This is a genomic window from Oxalicibacterium solurbis, assembly GCF_014635845.1.
Taxonomy (GTDB): domain Bacteria; phylum Pseudomonadota; class Gammaproteobacteria; order Burkholderiales; family Burkholderiaceae_D; genus Oxalicibacterium; species Oxalicibacterium solurbis.
Genome location: NZ_BMDP01000003.1, coordinates 325571 through 340589, shown reverse-complemented (window position 1 = coordinate 340589; position 15019 = coordinate 325571). Strand labels below are relative to the sequence as shown.

Below are 15019 nucleotides of genomic sequence, written 5' to 3'. Positions count from 1 at the left end.
AGTTTTCAGGAACGTTGCGCTGATATGGTTCTGGTTTTTATTTAAATGTTTGTATATATGAATAGTAGTAATAGTTAACACAGGCCTCTTTCTGTGGATAACCGGATAAAGGCGTGCAAGATCAAGAACTTGGCTTCGGTATAAGCTACTGCACAACAGGTGTATGGCAAGGGGATGGATTCTGTATAAATAAACGGCCCGGAGTTTTCACCAGCTTATCCACAAACTATCCACGCGTTCTGCAAAGCGTTACCCACAGTTGCCGACAGCAGCATCGTGCATCGCGTGATACGCTCTTTCCCGTCCTAATTCATCCATAAATCATTCGGGAAACAGACATGAAGCAGATTCCGACTATCGGTCATTTTATCGACGGCGATCTGCTTGAGAGCGGAATCGGCAAACAATCTGTCTTCAATCCGGCACTCGGAGAAGTGGAAAGCGAAGTCTGGCTGGCGGATACCAGGGAAGTAGAACTGGCCGTTTCTGCCGCGAAAACCGCAGCGCCCGCCTGGGCCGATACCGCTCCGCTGAAGCGTGCAAGGATTCTGTTCCGTTTTAAAGAGTTAATAGAAAGACATCATGACGAGCTGGCAGCTGCCATCACGCGTCAGCATGGCAAGGTTTTCAGCGATGCAAAGGGCGAGGTGAGCCGCGGTTTGGAGATCGTCGAATTTGCCTGCGGCATCCCGCAGTTATTGAAAACCAGCTTCACCGACAACATTGGTGGTGGAATCGACAACTGGAATTTGCGCCAGCCGTTGGGTGTTACCGTTGGTATTACCCCGTTCAATTTTCCCTTCATGGTGCCGATGTGGATGGCACCTGTGGCGCTGGCGACAGGCAATACCTTCATCCTGAAACCATCAGAAAGAGATCCTGCTCCGTCATTGATGGTTGCCGATTTATTGAAACAGGCCGGTTTGCCCGACGGCGTCTTCAATGTATTGCAAGGCGGGAAAACGGTGGTCGACGGATTGTTGCAACATCCAGATGTACGCGCGGTTTCCTTCGTCGGCTCTACGCCAATTGCTGAATATGTCTATCAAACGGGGGCTGCTCGGAAGGGGGCATATCCATTACGTGTCCAGGCGCTGGGCGGTGCAAAGAATCATTTGGTTGTAATGCCCGATGCCAACTTGGAACAGGCGGTGGATGCCTTGATGGGTGCAGCATACGGATCAGCAGGTGAAAGATGCATGGCAGTTTCCGTTGCTGTAGCCGTGGGTAATGCGGCGGATAGATTGGTAGAGGCGTTGATTCCACGTGTGCGGAAATTGAAAATCGCAAACGGCATGGAACAGGATGTGGAAATGGGTCCTGTCATCACGGCGGAGCATAAGACCAGGATAGAGAAATATATTGAAGCGGGTGTTCAGTCTGGCGCAAATCTGTTGGTGGATGGTCGAGGTCTTCGCATTTCCGGACATGAAAGCGGATTCTTTCTGGGAGGCAGTCTGTTCGATCATGTGACGCCGGATATGACTATTTACCAAGAGGAAATATTTGGCCCTGTGCTCTGTGTCGTACGTGTCCCTGACCTTGCAGCTGCGATCGATCTCATCAACGCCCATGAACTCGGAAATGGCGTATCCCTGTTTACCTCTGACGGAAATACCTCTCGGGAATTTTCCCGCCGGGTAGAAGTGGGAATGGTCGGCATCAATGTACCAATCCCGGTGCCGATGGCCTGGCATTCTTTTGGCGGGTGGAAACGATCGATGTTTGGTGATGTACATGCCTATGGAGAAGAGGGCGTCCGTTTCTATACGAGATACAAATCCATCATGCAACGTTGGCCAGAATCCCTGAACAAGGGTGCCGAGTTCGCAATGCCGACAAATAAATAAAACGATGTTTCACGTGAAACACTGATTCGGCGGAAAGATGGATTATCTGATTTTGGCAATCGCCGCTTTTGCCGCAGGCATGATTGATGCCGTTGTCGGCGGTGGGGGATTGATCCAGCTTCCGGCCTTATTCTCGGTTTTTCCGAATATGGCACCGGCGACCTTATTGGGAACCAACAAGCTTTCGGGTGTCTGGGGAACGACTGCAGCTGCGGCAGGATTCGCTCGCAAGGTAAGGGTGCGATGGAGTACTGCGGTGCCGGCGGCATTTGCCGCATTCGCGTTGTCCTTCCTCGGCGCCTTTACCGTCACACATGTTCCTGCAGATTTTATTCGCAAGCTCCTGCCGTTCATCCTGATCGCTATTGCGATTTACACCTTTCGCAAAAAGGACTTCGGCAGTATTCATGCGCCGCTACATACCGGCGGAAAAGAGCGCGTCATGGCTGTACTCATTGGCGGCAGCATCGGGTTCTATGACGGATTCTTCGGGCCTGGAACGGGTAGTTTCCTCGTATTCCTGTTTGTGCGGTTCTTTGGCTTCGATTTCCTGGGCGCTTCTGCCGCTGCCAAGGTTGTCAATGTTGCTTGCAATACTGCCGCGCTACTATGGTTCGGTTATAGCGGGCACTTGTTGTGGCAACTGGGCTTGATGATGGCAGTTTGTAATGTGCTAGGTTCGTTGACCGGTATCCGATTGGCTGTACGGCATGGATCGGGTTTTGTTCGCAAGCTGTTTTTGATCGTGGTCGGCGTACTGATTTGCAAGACTTTGTATGACGGCTTTTTTCGTTGATTGCTGTTTCACGTGAAACATATCGGCGCTCACGTAGGCTTGAATTGTTTCAAAACAGGTGAGACGAGCGAAATAAAATCAAAAAGACCTTATAATCTCGCCTCTGCTTAGTTGCCTCATTAACTGTCTCACTTAACGTCTCATCGAGGCGCACCATGATTTTTCCTGACAAATTCGACGTGATTGTTGTCGGTGGCGGCCATGCCGGTACCGAGGCTGCGTTGGCGTCTGCCCGTATGGGACAGGCCACGCTGCTGTTGACGCACAACATCGAAACCCTCGGCCAGATGTCGTGCAATCCATCGATTGGCGGTATCGGCAAAGGGCATCTGGTCAAGGAAGTCGATGCGATGGGAGGCGCCATGGCGATCGCCACCGATGAAGCGGGTATTCAGTTTCGTATTCTGAACTCGTCGAAAGGCCCGGCCGTCCGCGCCACGCGTGCGCAAGCCGACCGCCTTCTCTATAAACAGGCAATCCGTTCGCGTCTTGAGAATCAGCCCAATCTGTGGCTGTTCCAGCAGGCCGTGGACGACCTGATTGTCGATGGCGATCGCGTGGTCGGCGCCGTGACGCAGGTCGGCATCAAGTTCATGGCGCGTGCCGTGGTGCTGACGGCAGGGACTTTCCTCGACGGGAAAATCCACGTTGGCCTGAATAATTACTCCGGTGGTCGTGCTGGTGATCCGCCGGCAGTATCGCTGTCTGCGCGCCTCAAGGAATTGCAACTGCCGCAAGGTCGCCTGAAAACCGGTACGCCGCCGCGCATCGACGGTCGCACGATCGATTTTTCTGTCATGGACGAGCAGCCGGGCGACCTGGATCCTGTGCCGGTATTTTCGGTCATGGGTTCGGCAGTCATGCATCCGCGGCAAATGCCGTGCTGGGTCACGCACACCAACGAACAGACGCACGACATCATTCGCAGCGGTCTGGATCGCAGTCCGATGTACACCGGCGTCATCGAGGGTGTTGGCCCACGTTACTGTCCGTCGATCGAGGACAAGATCCATCGTTTCGCCAGCAAGAATTCCCACCAGATCTTCCTGGAGCCGGAAGGACTGACGACGAATGAGTTTTACCCGAATGGTATTTCCACCAGCCTGCCTTTCGACGTGCAACTGAGTCTGGTCCGTTCGATGCGTGGTCTGGAAAACGCCCACATCCTGCGTCCGGGCTATGCGATCGAATACGACTACTTCGATCCGCGCGGCCTGAAAGCATCGTTGGAAACGAAGGCGATCCAGGGCCTGTTTTTTGCCGGTCAGATCAATGGCACCACTGGCTACGAAGAAGCCGCTGCACAAGGCATGCTGGCCGGCATCAACGCTGCGCTGCAGACCCAGGGACGCGAAGCCTGGACGCCGCGCCGTGATGAAGCCTATCTCGGCGTGCTGGTCGACGACCTGATCACCAAGGGCGTCATGGAGCCTTATCGCATGTTCACCAGTCGCGCCGAATATCGGCTAAGCCTGCGCGAAGACAATGCCGATATGCGTTTGACGGAGATTGGCCGCAAGCTGGGCTGTGTCGGCGATGCGCAATGGGCTGCCTTCGATACCAAACGCGAAGCAGTGGCGCGAGAACTGGAGCGGCTCCGTTCTACATGGGTCAACCCGCGCATTGTTGCGCAAGCGGAAGCGGAGCGTGTTGTTGGTAAAGCATTAGAGCGTGAGTATGCGCTAGCTGACTTACTGCGCCGGCCAAATGTACGCTACACGGAACTGATGACGCTGAAAGGCATGGAAGGCCAGGAGCTTGCGGGCCCGGGCGTGGCGGATATTGCCGTGCGCGAACAGATCGAGATCCAATTGAAGTATTCGGGCTATATCGATCGGCAGGCGAAGGAAGTCGAACGTCACGATTATTACGAAAATCTGAAACTGCCGGCCGAGTTCGACTACATGCAGGTGCAGGGACTGTCGTTCGAAGTGCGTCAGAAGCTGTGCAAGCATCGTCCCGAAACGCTGGGCCAGGCATCGCGCATTTCAGGGGTGACGCCGGCGGCGATTTCGCTGCTGCTGGTGCATCTGAAGAAGGGTGGATTCAAGGGTTTTTCCGTGGAGCCGCCAACATCCGAAGCGGCTGCATGAGGACATTCGATCGCGCGGCACTGACGGCGCAACTCGTTGCGGGCACGCAGGCATTGCAACTGGCATTTAGCGATGCGCAGCATGCCAGGCTGATCGACTATCTGGCCTTGATGGTGAAGTGGAACGGCGTCTATAACCTGACGGCCGTACGCGAACCTGCACGGATGGTGACGCAGCATCTGCTGGACTCGCTGGCCGCAATACCAGCGTTCCACAACGCGCGCCGCGTACTCGATGTTGGGGCCGGCGGTGGATTGCCTGGCATTGTATTGGCAATCTGGGCCGCGGAAGCGCGCCCGGACATGCGCGTCACGATGATCGATACCGTGCACAAGAAAACAGCCTTCCTTACACAGGTAAAAGCGGAGCTGGGTTTAAGCAATGTGGATGTGCAGACCGGTCGTGTCGAGCAATGGCAATCACCGCAGCGCTTTGACGTAATCACATCGCGCGCCTTCGCCGATCTTTCCGACTTCGTCGCATGGTCGCAACATTTGCTGGAAGAGGGGGGGTGTTATATCGCCCTCAAGGCGATTGAGCCGGAAAAAGAAGCGGCGCGATTGCCTGCCGGCTGGAATGTGAAGGAAATACGTCCGGTGCATGTTCCTGACATGGATGCCGAACGGCATCTGGTTTTCATCGAGAGGGAGGTCGCATGAAACAATGGCTGGGATTGTTGCTTTGCGTCTTGTGCAGTCTCGGCCAGGCGCAAACGGTGCAGACCGTAAAGCATGTCGACCTCAAACGATATGTTGGTACATGGTATGAAATTGCGCGTTTCCCGAATCGGTTCCAGAAGGATTGCGTTGCAAATGTGACCGCAAATTATGCGGAACGTAGCGATGGTCAGATTGATGTCGCCAACCGATGCGATGAAGCGGGTGGCGAGAAAGACGAAGCGAGTGGTCGTGCGCGCGTCGCCGATCCGGCGACCAATGCAAAGCTGGAGGTGCGCTTTGCGCCGGATTGGCTGGCATGGTTGCCTTTTGTCTGGGCGAACTACTGGATCATCGATTTGGCCGAGGACTATTCGCATGTTGCCGTCGGTGAACCGTCGCGCGAGTACCTGTGGATACTTGCTCGCAAGCCGGCGATGGATGAGGCAACATACGAAGCTTTGGTCAACCGACTGACGGCACAGGGATTCGATACAGCCAAACTGGTCAAGACCAGACAAAACATTTCGCAATAACGACAACGACAACATGGCAAAAATATTTTGCGTCGCGAATCAAAAGGGCGGCGTCGGCAAGACCACCACCGCAGTCAATCTGGCAGCAGGCCTGGCGCAACTGAATCAACGCGTGCTGCTCGTCGATCTGGATCCGCAGGGCAATGCCACGATGGGCGCAGGCATCAACAAGGCCGAGCTGCAATCGTCGATCTATGAAGTCATGCTCGGCCTGGCCGATGTGCCGACGGCACGTGTGCAATCGGAAACGGGCAGGTTCGACGTATTGCCCGCCAATCGCGAACTAGCCGGCGCCGAAGTGGAGATGGTCGAGCTCGACAACCGTGAACGCCGGCTGAAGGAAGCGCTGAATGCGGTCAACGATCAGTACGACTTCATGCTGATCGATTGCCCGCCGGCATTGTCGATGCTCACGCTGAACGGACTGTGTGCTGCGCATGGCGTCATCATCCCGATGCAGTGCGAATACTACGCACTCGAGGGCTTGTCCGATCTGGTCAACACGATCAAGAAGGTGCACGCCAAACTGAACACGGACCTGAAGATCATCGGTCTGTTGCGCGTGATGTTCGATCCACGTATGACGCTGTCGCAGCAGGTGTCGTCGCAGCTGGAAGAACATTTCGGCGACAAGGTCTTCAAGACGATCATCCCGCGCAACGTGCGTTTGGCCGAAGCGCCTTCCTACGGCATGCCGGGCATCAATTTCGATCCATCGTCCAAAGGCGCGCAAGCCTATCTTGCGTTCGGCGCCGAGATGGTGGAACGCATCAGGACACTTTGATTCGACAATAGCAACGTCGAATCGAACAGTAAAAGATCAGCGAGTAAAAATATGGCGACAAAGAAACAGAAGGGATTGGGCCGCGGCCTTGAAGCATTGCTGGGCGGCTCCAGCGACCTGACCGAAGCAGTTGCTGCGCTGCCAGGCGCGCCGACCACGCTGCTGGTGGCCGATATGCAAGCCGGCAAATATCAGCCGCGCACACGTATGGATGAAGGTGCGTTGAATGAACTGGCTGCGTCGATCAAGGCGCAGGGTTTGCTGCAGGCAATCCTCGTGCGCCCGATCGCCCCGGCCAACGGCAAACCGCGTTACGAAATCATTGCCGGCGAACGCCGTTTCCGTGCTGCGCAGATCGCAGGCCTGACGGAAGTGCCGGTGCTGATCAAGGAAGTCGACGACGAAGCGACCGCCGCAATGGCGTTGATCGAAAACATCCAGCGCGAAGACTTGAACCCGCTGGAAGAGGCGCAAGGCATTCATCGCCTGATCACCGATTTCAATTTCACGCATGAACAGGCCGCGAATTCGGTCGGCCGTTCCCGCAGCGCCGTTTCCAATCTGCTGCGGTTGTTGAATCTGGCCAAGCCGGTTCAAACCATGCTGATGGCTGGTGATATCGATATGGGGCATGCGCGTGCATTGCTGGCGGTGGATTCGGCAACGCAAATTACGCTGGCCAACCAGATCGTGGCAAAACGCCTGTCGGTACGTGAAACCGAGAAACTGGTCGTCCGCGCCACGATGGAGCAGGGTGCCGCCAAACCGCGTGGCGGCGCAAAGGAAAAGTCGCGCGACATCGTGCGGCTGGAAGAAGAATTGTCCGATACCCTGGCGACTCAGGTCTCCATCAAGGTGGGTGCGAAGAATCGCGGCCAACTGATTGTTGAATTCGCCGACCTCGATGCGCTGGACGGCATCATCGGCAAACTGCGCGTGGCATAAATACAGGCGCAGGCAGGTATCGTGAAAACGTCCGGCGAAAATCGCGACAGAAGCGGGTTTCACGCAAGGTAAGGCAGTGTGAAATCTGCCAAATGACAGGATTTTTCGAGGTATTTGTAAAGTAAAAGCGGGCGTTTGTCGATGCGGGAAAATCCGACCACACATCAGGAATGCGGGGCAGCAAATCGTTTGACGATGCTTCAGGAAAGCCCTTATAATCCCGTGGCTTCATGGAACGCACGACTTAGTTAGTATTCACCCCGGTTTCGGCGCGGCTTGATCGTGTGCGATCGCCCCGAAACTGTGTCATCTGGACAAGTATGCTGCCCGTCGTCCTCCTGCAAATAGCGACCACGGTAATCGTTAGTCTGATTGCCGGTTTGATCGCTGGAATGCCGGCATTTTATTCGGCATTGCTTGGAGGGTTGTGTTGCGTGGTGCCGAATGGTCTGTTTGCGCTACGCCTGTTTTCCGCTGCGCAAAAATCCCAGTCCGTCAATCCGATGACGTTTTTCATCGGGGAATTTATCAAGATTGCAGTGACGATTGCCCTGCTGTGGGCGGTAGTCATGTTGTACCACGAACTGAATTTGCTGGCGATGATCGCCGCGTTCATCGTGGCATTGAAAAGTTACATCATCTTATTATTTAGGCACTGAACATGGCGACAGAAATGGCTACCGCCGGCGCGGAACATCACGCACCGACAGCTTCAGAATACATCGTTCACCATCTGGGGCATCTTTCCTCCAAGCACCAGACGTCCATCGTTGATTTCTCCATCATCAACATCGATACGGTCTTCTGGTCGGTCGCAATGGGTATTCTCGGTTGCCTGGTCATGTACCTCGCGGCACGCAAGGCGACTTCCGGCGTGCCGGGCCGCTTCCAGGCTGCAGTCGAAATGATCGTCGAAATGGTCGATAACCAGGCCAAATCCATTGTTCACGGCGACCGTTCCTTCATCGCGCCGCTGGCCCTGACGGTTTTCGTCTGGGTTGCCTTGATGAACGCCCTCGATTTTCTGCCGGTTGACATGTTCTCCGCTTTCTTCCATGCCGTCGGCTGGGATAGCGTGATCAGTCATCACCGCGTGGTGCCGACCGCTGACTTGAACGGCACGATGGGCATCGCCCTCGGCGTGCTGGCTCTGATGCTGTACTACAGCGTCAAGATCAAGGGTGCAGGCGGCTTCATTCACGAATTGTTTGCCGCACCGTTCGGCATCTACCTCGCACCGTTCAACCTGCTGCTGAACATCATCGAATTCGCTGCGAAAACCGTTTCGCTGGCAATGCGACTGTTCGGCAACATGTATGCCGGCGAACTGCTGTTCCTGCTGATTGCATTGCTGGGCTCGACCGCAACCGCGTTCGGTTTCTTCGGCCATGTGCTGGCAGGTACGATTTGGGCGATCTTCCATATTCTGATCGTCGTGTTGCAAGCGTTCATTTTCATGATGCTGACCCTGGTGTACATCGGTCAGGCTCATGAGGCGCATTAAGCTGTTTTGATTTTTCACTTTTGTATTAACTTAACCTAGAAGGAACTGTCATGACCGACCTCTCATTTGTTGCACTGGCTTGTGGTTTGATTATTGGTCTGGGCGCAATCGGCGCTTGTATCGGTATCGCTATCATGGGCGGCAAATATCTTGAGGCTTCCGCACGTCAACCTGAACTGATGAACACGCTGCAGACCAAGATGTTCCTGCTGGCTGGTCTGATCGACGCTGCGTTCCTGATCGGTGTCGGTATCGCCATGTTGTTCGCATTCGCAAACCCGTTCGCTGGCTAATTCGGTTCTCGTTACCGGTTCTTACGCTGAAACATCCGTTTCGGCAGACACGTTAATTTGAGAAGGAAACAACCATGAACCTGAATGCAACCCTGATTGCGCAGTTCGTGGTCTTCTTCATCCTCGCCGGCTTCACGATGAAATTCGTGTGGCCTCCGCTGATGAATGCGCTCGATGAGCGCGCCAAGAAGATCGCGGACGGTTTGGCTGCCGCCGAACGCGGCAAGTCCGATCTGGCTGCAGCCGAGAAGCGTGCCCAGGCTGAACTGGCTTCTGCCCAAGAAGCTGGTCAAAAACGTATCGGCGATGCCGAAAAACGCGGCCAAGGCATCATCGAGGAAGCCAAGAAAACGGCGGCTGACGAAGCTGCACGCATCATCGCTGCTGCCAAGGCTGACGCGGAACAACAGATCACCCAGGCGCGCGAAGCACTGCGCGACCAGGTCGCTACCCTTGCTGTGCAGGGTGCCGAACAGATCCTGAAGCGTGAAGTCAATGCTGCGGCACATGCCGATCTGCTGAACCAATTGAAAGCCGAGCTGTAATCATGGCCGAACTCGCAACGATTGCCCGTCCATACGCCGAAGCACTGTTTCGCGTAGCGAAAGCCGCCAATCTGGCGGCTTGGTCCGATCTGGTTTCCGAAATGGCACAAGTTGCCGCGAATCCCGATGTCCAGTCGCTGGCTCACAATCCGAAGGTGTCCGACGATCAGATCAGCAGCGTTTTTCTCGCTGCGTTGAAGTCGCCGGTTGGCGCCGAAGCGAAAAACTTCGTCGACATGCTGGCACAGAACGATCGCCTGACATTGCTGCCGGAAATCGCCGAGCAGTTCCACGCATTGAAGAATGCGCAGGAAGGTGCTGCAGATGCAGAAATCACCAGCGCGTTCGAACTGTCGCAAGCGCAGGTAACGGATCTGATCGCATCGCTGGAAAAGAAATTCGGCCGTAAGCTCAATCCGACCGTCACTGTGGACAGCACGCTGATCGGTGGCGTGCGCGTCGTTGTCGGCGATGAAGTGCTCGATACCTCGGTGCGCGCCAAGCTGCAACAGATGCATGTTGCGCTGACTGCGTAATCGTCCGTGCCCATAGCCAAGCTAAGAGAAAATTTTAGGAGTTAACATGCAACTCAACCCGTCTGAAATCAGCGAGCTGATCAAGAGCCGGATCCAAGGGCTCGGCGACAACGCTGAGATTCGCAATCAAGGCACGGTGATTTCCGTGTCCGACGGTATCTGCCGCATCCACGGTCTGTCCGAGGTCATGCAAGGCGAGATGCTGGAATTCCCGGGCAACACGTTCGGCCTCGCGTTGAACCTGGAACGTGATTCCGTCGGCGCCGTTATCCTGGGCGAATACGAACACATTTCCGAAGGCGATACCGTCAAGTGCACGGGCCGCATTCTGGAAGTGCCGGTCGGTCCTGAACTGCGTGGCCGTGTGGTCAACGCACTGGGTCAGCCGATCGACGGCAAAGGTCCGGTCAACGCCAAGCTGTCCGCACCGATCGAAAAGATTGCACCGGGCGTTATCGCTCGTCAATCCGTCGACCAGCCGATGCAAACCGGTATCAAGGCAATCGATGCGATGGTGCCGATCGGCCGTGGCCAGCGTGAGCTGATCATTGGCGATCGCCAAACGGGTAAAACGGCTGTTGCGATTGATGCGATCATCAATCAAAAAGGCCAGAACATGACGTGTATCTACGTTGCCATCGGTCAGAAGGCATCGTCGATCAAGAACATCGTGCGTTCGCTGGAACAAAACGGCGCGATGGAATACACGATCGTGGTTGCTGCATCGGCTTCGGAATCGGCTGCCATGCAGTTCGTCTCCGCATACTCCGGTTGCGCAATGGGCGAATACTTCCGCGATCGCGGCGAAGACGCGCTGATCGTGTACGACGATCTGTCGAAGCAAGCGGTTGCATACCGTCAGGTTTCGCTGCTGCTGCGCCGTCCGCCGGGCCGTGAAGCATTCCCTGGCGACGTGTTCTATCTCCACAGCCGTCTGCTGGAGCGTGCAGCTCGCGTCAACGCCGACTACGTCGAAGCGTTCACCAAGGGCGCAGTCAAGGGCCAGACCGGTTCGCTGACCGCACTGCCGATCATCGAAACGCAAGCCGGCGACGTTTCCGCGTTCGTTCCGACCAACGTGATTTCGATTACCGACGGCCAGATCTTCCTGGAAACCAACCTGTTCAACTCGGGCGTGCGTCCTGCAATCAACGCAGGTATCTCGGTGTCGCGTGTTGGTGGTGCTGCTCAGACCAAGGTCATCAAGGGCCTGTCCGGCGGTATCCGTACCGACTTGGCGCAGTACCGTGAACTGGCAGCGTTTGCACAGTTCGCATCCGATTTGGATGCAGCAACCCGCAAGCAGCTGGACCGCGGTGCACGTGTGACCGAACTGCTGAAGCAGGCGCAATACTCGCCGCTGTCGATCTCGTTGATGGCTGTTTCGCTGTTCGCCGTCAACAAGGGTTACTTCGACGACATCGAAGTCAAGCGCGTACTGGCGTTCGAATCCGGCCTGCACAGCTTCATGAAGTCCAGCCACGCTGCATTGCTGCAGAAGATCGAAGATACGAAGAAGCTCGAGAAGGAAGACGAAGCGGCACTGGCTGCGGCAGTCGAAGACTTCAAGAAAACCTTCTGATTCAACTGGAGCTATAAGGAGTAGCAACTCATGGCTGCAGGCAAAGAGATACGTGGCAAGATCAAGAGCGTAGAAAATACGAAGAAGATCACCAAGGCGATGGAAATGGTCGCGGCATCCAAAATGCGCAAGGCGCAGGAGCGGATGTTTGCGGCTCGTCCGTACAGCGACAAGATTCGCAATATCACCGCGAATCTGTCGCAGGCTAATCCCGAGTACACGCATCCGTTCCTCGTGAAATCGGATATGTCGAAAACGGTCGGCCTGATCGTCGTGACGACCGACAAGGGTTTGTGTGGCGGTATGAACACCAACTCCTTGCGTAACGTGACCAACAAGCTGCGCGAGCTGGAATCGCAGGGCAAGAAAGCTGAAATCGTTGCCATCGGCAACAAGGGCTTCAGCTTTATGAATCGTATCGGCGCGAAGGTCGTGTCGCATGTCACCCAATTGGGCGACGCGCCGCACCTGGAAAAGCTGATCGGTCCGGTCAAGGTCATGCTGGACGCCTATCAGGACGGCAAGCTGGATGCGGTTCACATCGTCTATACCAAGTTCATCAACACGATGAAACAGGAAACGGTGATGGAGCAGCTGCTGCCGCTGGCGTCGGAGCGACTGCAGGCGGACGCGGATGCCCATGCTTGGGACTACATCTACGAGCCTGATGCCCAGACTGTCATCGACGAACTGCTGGTGCGCTATGTTGAGGCGCTGATTTTCCAGGGGGTTGCGGAAAATCTCGCGTCGGAACAGTCCGCCCGCATGGTGGCAATGAAGGCCGCAAGCGACAACGCTGGCAGCGTGATCGGCGAACTGAAGCTTGTCTACAACAAGACGCGTCAGGCAGCGATCACGAAGGAACTGTCGGAAATCGTCGCAGGTGCAGCCGCAGTTTGATGACACGGCGGCGACGTTGCTGCCTTGATGAACCAGATTTTAAATTTACATTATTGAAGGAACGAAAATGGCTGATGGCAAAATCGTTCAGTGTATCGGCGCTGTGGTGGACGTTGAATTCCCACGCAATGCGATGCCTAAGATTTACGATGCCTTGAAGATGGAAGGCTCCGAGCTGACGCTGGAAGTGCAGCAGCAGCTGGGTGACGGCGTGGTGCGTACGATTGCACTGGGCAGCTCCGACGGTCTGCGTCGCGGCATGATGATCCAGAACACCGGCAAGCCGATCACGGTTCCGGTCGGCCAGGCAACGCTGGGTCGTATCATGGACGTGCTGGGCAACCCGATCGATGAATGCGGTCCGGTCAGCCATGAGCAAACCGCTTCGATCCACCGCGCAGCACCGGCCTACGACGAACTGTCGCCATCGACCGATCTGCTGGAAACCGGCATCAAGGTTATCGATCTGGTCTGCCCATTTGCTAAAGGCGGTAAGGTCGGTCTGTTTGGCGGTGCAGGTGTGGGCAAGACCGTCAACATGATGGAACTGATCAACAACATCGCAAAAGCACACTCGGGTCTGTCCGTGTTCGCCGGCGTCGGTGAGCGTACCCGTGAAGGTAACGACTTCTACCACGAAATGTCGGATGCCAAGGTCGTCGATCTGGAAAACCCGGCCAACTCGAAAGTGGCGATGGTCTACGGCCAGATGAACGAGCCGCCGGGTAACCGTCTGCGCGTTGCGCTGACCGGTCTGACGATGGCTGAAGCGTTCCGTGACGAAGGCCGTGACGTTCTGTTCTTTGTCGATAACATCTACCGTTTCACGCTGGCCGGTACCGAAGTATCCGCACTGCTGGGCCGTATGCCTTCCGCCGTGGGTTACCAACCGACGCTGGCAGAAGAAATGGGCAAACTGCAAGAGCGTATTACGTCGACCAAAACCGGTTCGATCACGTCGATCCAGGCCGTCTACGTTCCTGCGGATGACTTGACCGATCCGTCGCCTGCAACCACGTTTGCTCACTTGGATTCGACCGTCGTTCTGTCGCGTGACATCGCTTCGCTGGGTATCTACCCTGCGGTTGATCCGCTGGATTCGACCTCGCGCCAGCTGGATCCGCAAATCGTCGGCCAGGATCACTACGAAACCGCACGTGCAGTGCAAGGCACGCTGCAGCGCTACAAGGAACTGCGCGACATCATCGCGATTCTGGGCATGGACGAACTGGCACCGGAAGACAAACTGGTCGTTGCTCGTGCACGTAAGATGCAGCGTTTCCTGTCGCAGCCGTTCCACGTTGCTGAAGTGTTTACCGGTGCGCCTGGTAAATACGTTTCGCTGAAAGATACGATCAAGGGCTTCAAGATGATCGCATCGGGCGAACTCGATCACCTGCCGGAACAAGCGTTCTACATGGTCGGCACGATCGAAGAAGCAATCGAAAAAGCGAAGAAATTCAACTAATCGTTGAGCCGGCCGTGCATCGCGCGGCCGGTAGTTCGTATCGGTACCCCTACCGGTCTTTGGACGAAGAAAAGGTTCTAACATGGCACACACAATGCGCGTAGACGTCGTCTCCGCCGAAGAAGAAATCTTCTCCGGCGAGGCAGAGTTCGTTGCGCTGCCGGGTGAATCGGGCGAACTCGGCATTCTGCCGGGCCACACGCCGCTGATCACGCGTATCCGCCCGGGCGCGGTGCGCATCAAGGTTTCGGAGCAGGCAGAAGACGAATTCGTGTTCGTCGCCGGCGGCATCCTGGAAGTGCAGCCGAATGCAGTAACGGTCCTGGCCGATACCGCCATTCGCGGCGCGGATCTGGACGAAGCCAAGGCAGCGGAAGCGAAACGGTTGGCTGAAGAAGCACTGGTCAACAAGGAAGCATCGATCGATTACGCACAGGCCCAGGCAGAATTGGCCAGCGCGGTCGCGCAACTGGCGGCAATTCAGAGACTGCGTCAAAAACGCTGATCGGGAATTCCCGCATACAATAAAGG

General features: G+C 55.7%; 16 protein-coding genes. All 16 read left to right on the top strand.

All coding sequences use genetic code 11. The features are described 5' to 3' along the window. The first annotated feature begins 338 nt into the window (after window positions 1-338). Window positions 339-1850, top strand: a complete 1512-nt coding sequence (locus IEV40_RS11570) for a CoA-acylating methylmalonate-semialdehyde dehydrogenase (protein WP_188421817.1) — start codon at window positions 339-341, stop codon at window positions 1848-1850. 37 nt (window positions 1851-1887) lie between these two features. Further along, a complete protein-coding gene (locus IEV40_RS11565; protein ID WP_188421815.1) occupies window positions 1888-2646 on the top strand; it encodes a TSUP family transporter in 759 nt (252 codons plus the stop codon). Window positions 2647-2801: 155 nt separating this feature from the next. Beyond that, entirely contained in the window at window positions 2802-4739 is a 1938-nt protein-coding gene (mnmG, locus tag IEV40_RS11560; RefSeq protein ID WP_188421813.1) for a tRNA uridine-5-carboxymethylaminomethyl(34) synthesis enzyme MnmG, read from the top strand. After that, window positions 4736-5398 carry a 16S rRNA (guanine(527)-N(7))-methyltransferase RsmG gene (gene rsmG / locus IEV40_RS11555; RefSeq protein WP_188421811.1) on the top strand — a complete coding sequence of 221 codons (663 nt, stop codon included), beginning with the start codon at window positions 4736-4738 and terminating at the stop codon, window positions 5396-5398. Before mnmG ends, rsmG begins: the two co-directional genes overlap by 4 nt. Then, window positions 5395-5931, top strand: a complete 537-nt coding sequence (locus IEV40_RS11550) for a lipocalin family protein (protein WP_188421809.1) — start codon at window positions 5395-5397, stop codon at window positions 5929-5931. Before rsmG ends, IEV40_RS11550 begins: the two co-directional genes overlap by 4 nt. A gap of 13 nt (window positions 5932-5944) precedes the next feature. Beyond that, window positions 5945-6715 (top strand): ParA family protein, encoded by a 771-nt coding sequence (locus tag IEV40_RS11545; protein ID WP_188421807.1) that lies wholly within the window; start codon window positions 5945-5947, stop codon window positions 6713-6715. 51 nt (window positions 6716-6766) lie between these two features. Next, complete coding sequence (locus IEV40_RS11540; protein WP_188421805.1) at window positions 6767-7660, top strand: ParB/RepB/Spo0J family partition protein; 894 nt, start codon at window positions 6767-6769, stop codon at window positions 7658-7660. A 320-nt stretch (window positions 7661-7980) separates the two neighbouring features. After that, complete coding sequence (locus tag IEV40_RS11535) at window positions 7981-8319, top strand: ATP synthase subunit I (RefSeq protein ID WP_188421802.1); 339 nt, start codon at window positions 7981-7983, stop codon at window positions 8317-8319. Window positions 8320-8321: 2 nt separating this feature from the next. Next, on the top strand, window positions 8322-9164 hold the full coding sequence (gene atpB, locus IEV40_RS11530; protein WP_229724085.1) for a F0F1 ATP synthase subunit A: 843 nt from the start codon (window positions 8322-8324) through the stop codon (window positions 9162-9164). A gap of 50 nt (window positions 9165-9214) precedes the next feature. Further along, window positions 9215-9457 carry a F0F1 ATP synthase subunit C gene (atpE, locus tag IEV40_RS11525; RefSeq protein WP_188421800.1) on the top strand — a complete coding sequence of 81 codons (243 nt, stop codon included), beginning with the start codon at window positions 9215-9217 and terminating at the stop codon, window positions 9455-9457. A gap of 74 nt (window positions 9458-9531) precedes the next feature. Beyond that, window positions 9532-10002 carry a F0F1 ATP synthase subunit B gene (locus IEV40_RS11520; protein WP_188421798.1) on the top strand — a complete coding sequence of 157 codons (471 nt, stop codon included), beginning with the start codon at window positions 9532-9534 and terminating at the stop codon, window positions 10000-10002. Between the two features lie 2 nt (window positions 10003-10004). Then, window positions 10005-10538, top strand: a complete 534-nt coding sequence (locus IEV40_RS11515) for a F0F1 ATP synthase subunit delta (protein ID WP_188421796.1) — start codon at window positions 10005-10007, stop codon at window positions 10536-10538. 46 nt (window positions 10539-10584) lie between these two features. After that, window positions 10585-12120 carry a F0F1 ATP synthase subunit alpha gene (atpA, locus tag IEV40_RS11510; protein WP_188421794.1) on the top strand — a complete coding sequence of 512 codons (1536 nt, stop codon included), beginning with the start codon at window positions 10585-10587 and terminating at the stop codon, window positions 12118-12120. Window positions 12121-12150: 30 nt separating this feature from the next. Further along, window positions 12151-13020: a F0F1 ATP synthase subunit gamma gene (gene atpG, locus IEV40_RS11505; RefSeq protein ID WP_188421792.1), complete on the top strand. Its 870-nt coding sequence runs from the start codon at window positions 12151-12153 to the stop codon at window positions 13018-13020. A gap of 67 nt (window positions 13021-13087) precedes the next feature. Further along, window positions 13088-14488: a F0F1 ATP synthase subunit beta gene (gene atpD / locus IEV40_RS11500; RefSeq protein WP_188421789.1), complete on the top strand. Its 1401-nt coding sequence runs from the start codon at window positions 13088-13090 to the stop codon at window positions 14486-14488. Between the two features lie 82 nt (window positions 14489-14570). Then, window positions 14571-14993, top strand: coding sequence for a F0F1 ATP synthase subunit epsilon (locus IEV40_RS11495; RefSeq protein ID WP_188421787.1), 423 nt, complete (start codon window positions 14571-14573; stop codon window positions 14991-14993). Window positions 14994-15019 lie beyond the last annotated feature (26 nt).

Coding starts and splice junctions, on each gene's coding strand:
- IEV40_RS11545 (WP_188421807.1), top strand. CDS start 5,945: ATGGCAAAAATATTTTGCGTCGCGAATCAAAAGGGCGGCGTCGGCAAG.
- IEV40_RS11535 (WP_188421802.1), top strand. CDS start 7,981: ATGCTGCCCGTCGTCCTCCTGCAAATAGCGACCACGGTAATCGTTAGT.
- IEV40_RS11540 (WP_188421805.1), top strand. CDS start 6,767: ATGGCGACAAAGAAACAGAAGGGATTGGGCCGCGGCCTTGAAGCATTG.
- IEV40_RS11565 (WP_188421815.1), top strand. CDS start 1,888: ATGGATTATCTGATTTTGGCAATCGCCGCTTTTGCCGCAGGCATGATT.
- IEV40_RS11515 (WP_188421796.1), top strand. CDS start 10,005: ATGGCCGAACTCGCAACGATTGCCCGTCCATACGCCGAAGCACTGTTT.
- mnmG (WP_188421813.1), top strand. CDS start 2,802: ATGATTTTTCCTGACAAATTCGACGTGATTGTTGTCGGTGGCGGCCAT.
- IEV40_RS11520 (WP_188421798.1), top strand. CDS start 9,532: ATGAACCTGAATGCAACCCTGATTGCGCAGTTCGTGGTCTTCTTCATC.
- atpD (WP_188421789.1), top strand. CDS start 13,088: ATGGCTGATGGCAAAATCGTTCAGTGTATCGGCGCTGTGGTGGACGTT.
- IEV40_RS11550 (WP_188421809.1), top strand. CDS start 5,395: ATGAAACAATGGCTGGGATTGTTGCTTTGCGTCTTGTGCAGTCTCGGC.
- IEV40_RS11495 (WP_188421787.1), top strand. CDS start 14,571: ATGGCACACACAATGCGCGTAGACGTCGTCTCCGCCGAAGAAGAAATC.
- atpB (WP_229724085.1), top strand. CDS start 8,322: ATGGCGACAGAAATGGCTACCGCCGGCGCGGAACATCACGCACCGACA.
- atpG (WP_188421792.1), top strand. CDS start 12,151: ATGGCTGCAGGCAAAGAGATACGTGGCAAGATCAAGAGCGTAGAAAAT.
- atpE (WP_188421800.1), top strand. CDS start 9,215: ATGACCGACCTCTCATTTGTTGCACTGGCTTGTGGTTTGATTATTGGT.
- rsmG (WP_188421811.1), top strand. CDS start 4,736: ATGAGGACATTCGATCGCGCGGCACTGACGGCGCAACTCGTTGCGGGC.
- atpA (WP_188421794.1), top strand. CDS start 10,585: ATGCAACTCAACCCGTCTGAAATCAGCGAGCTGATCAAGAGCCGGATC.
- IEV40_RS11570 (WP_188421817.1), top strand. CDS start 339: ATGAAGCAGATTCCGACTATCGGTCATTTTATCGACGGCGATCTGCTT.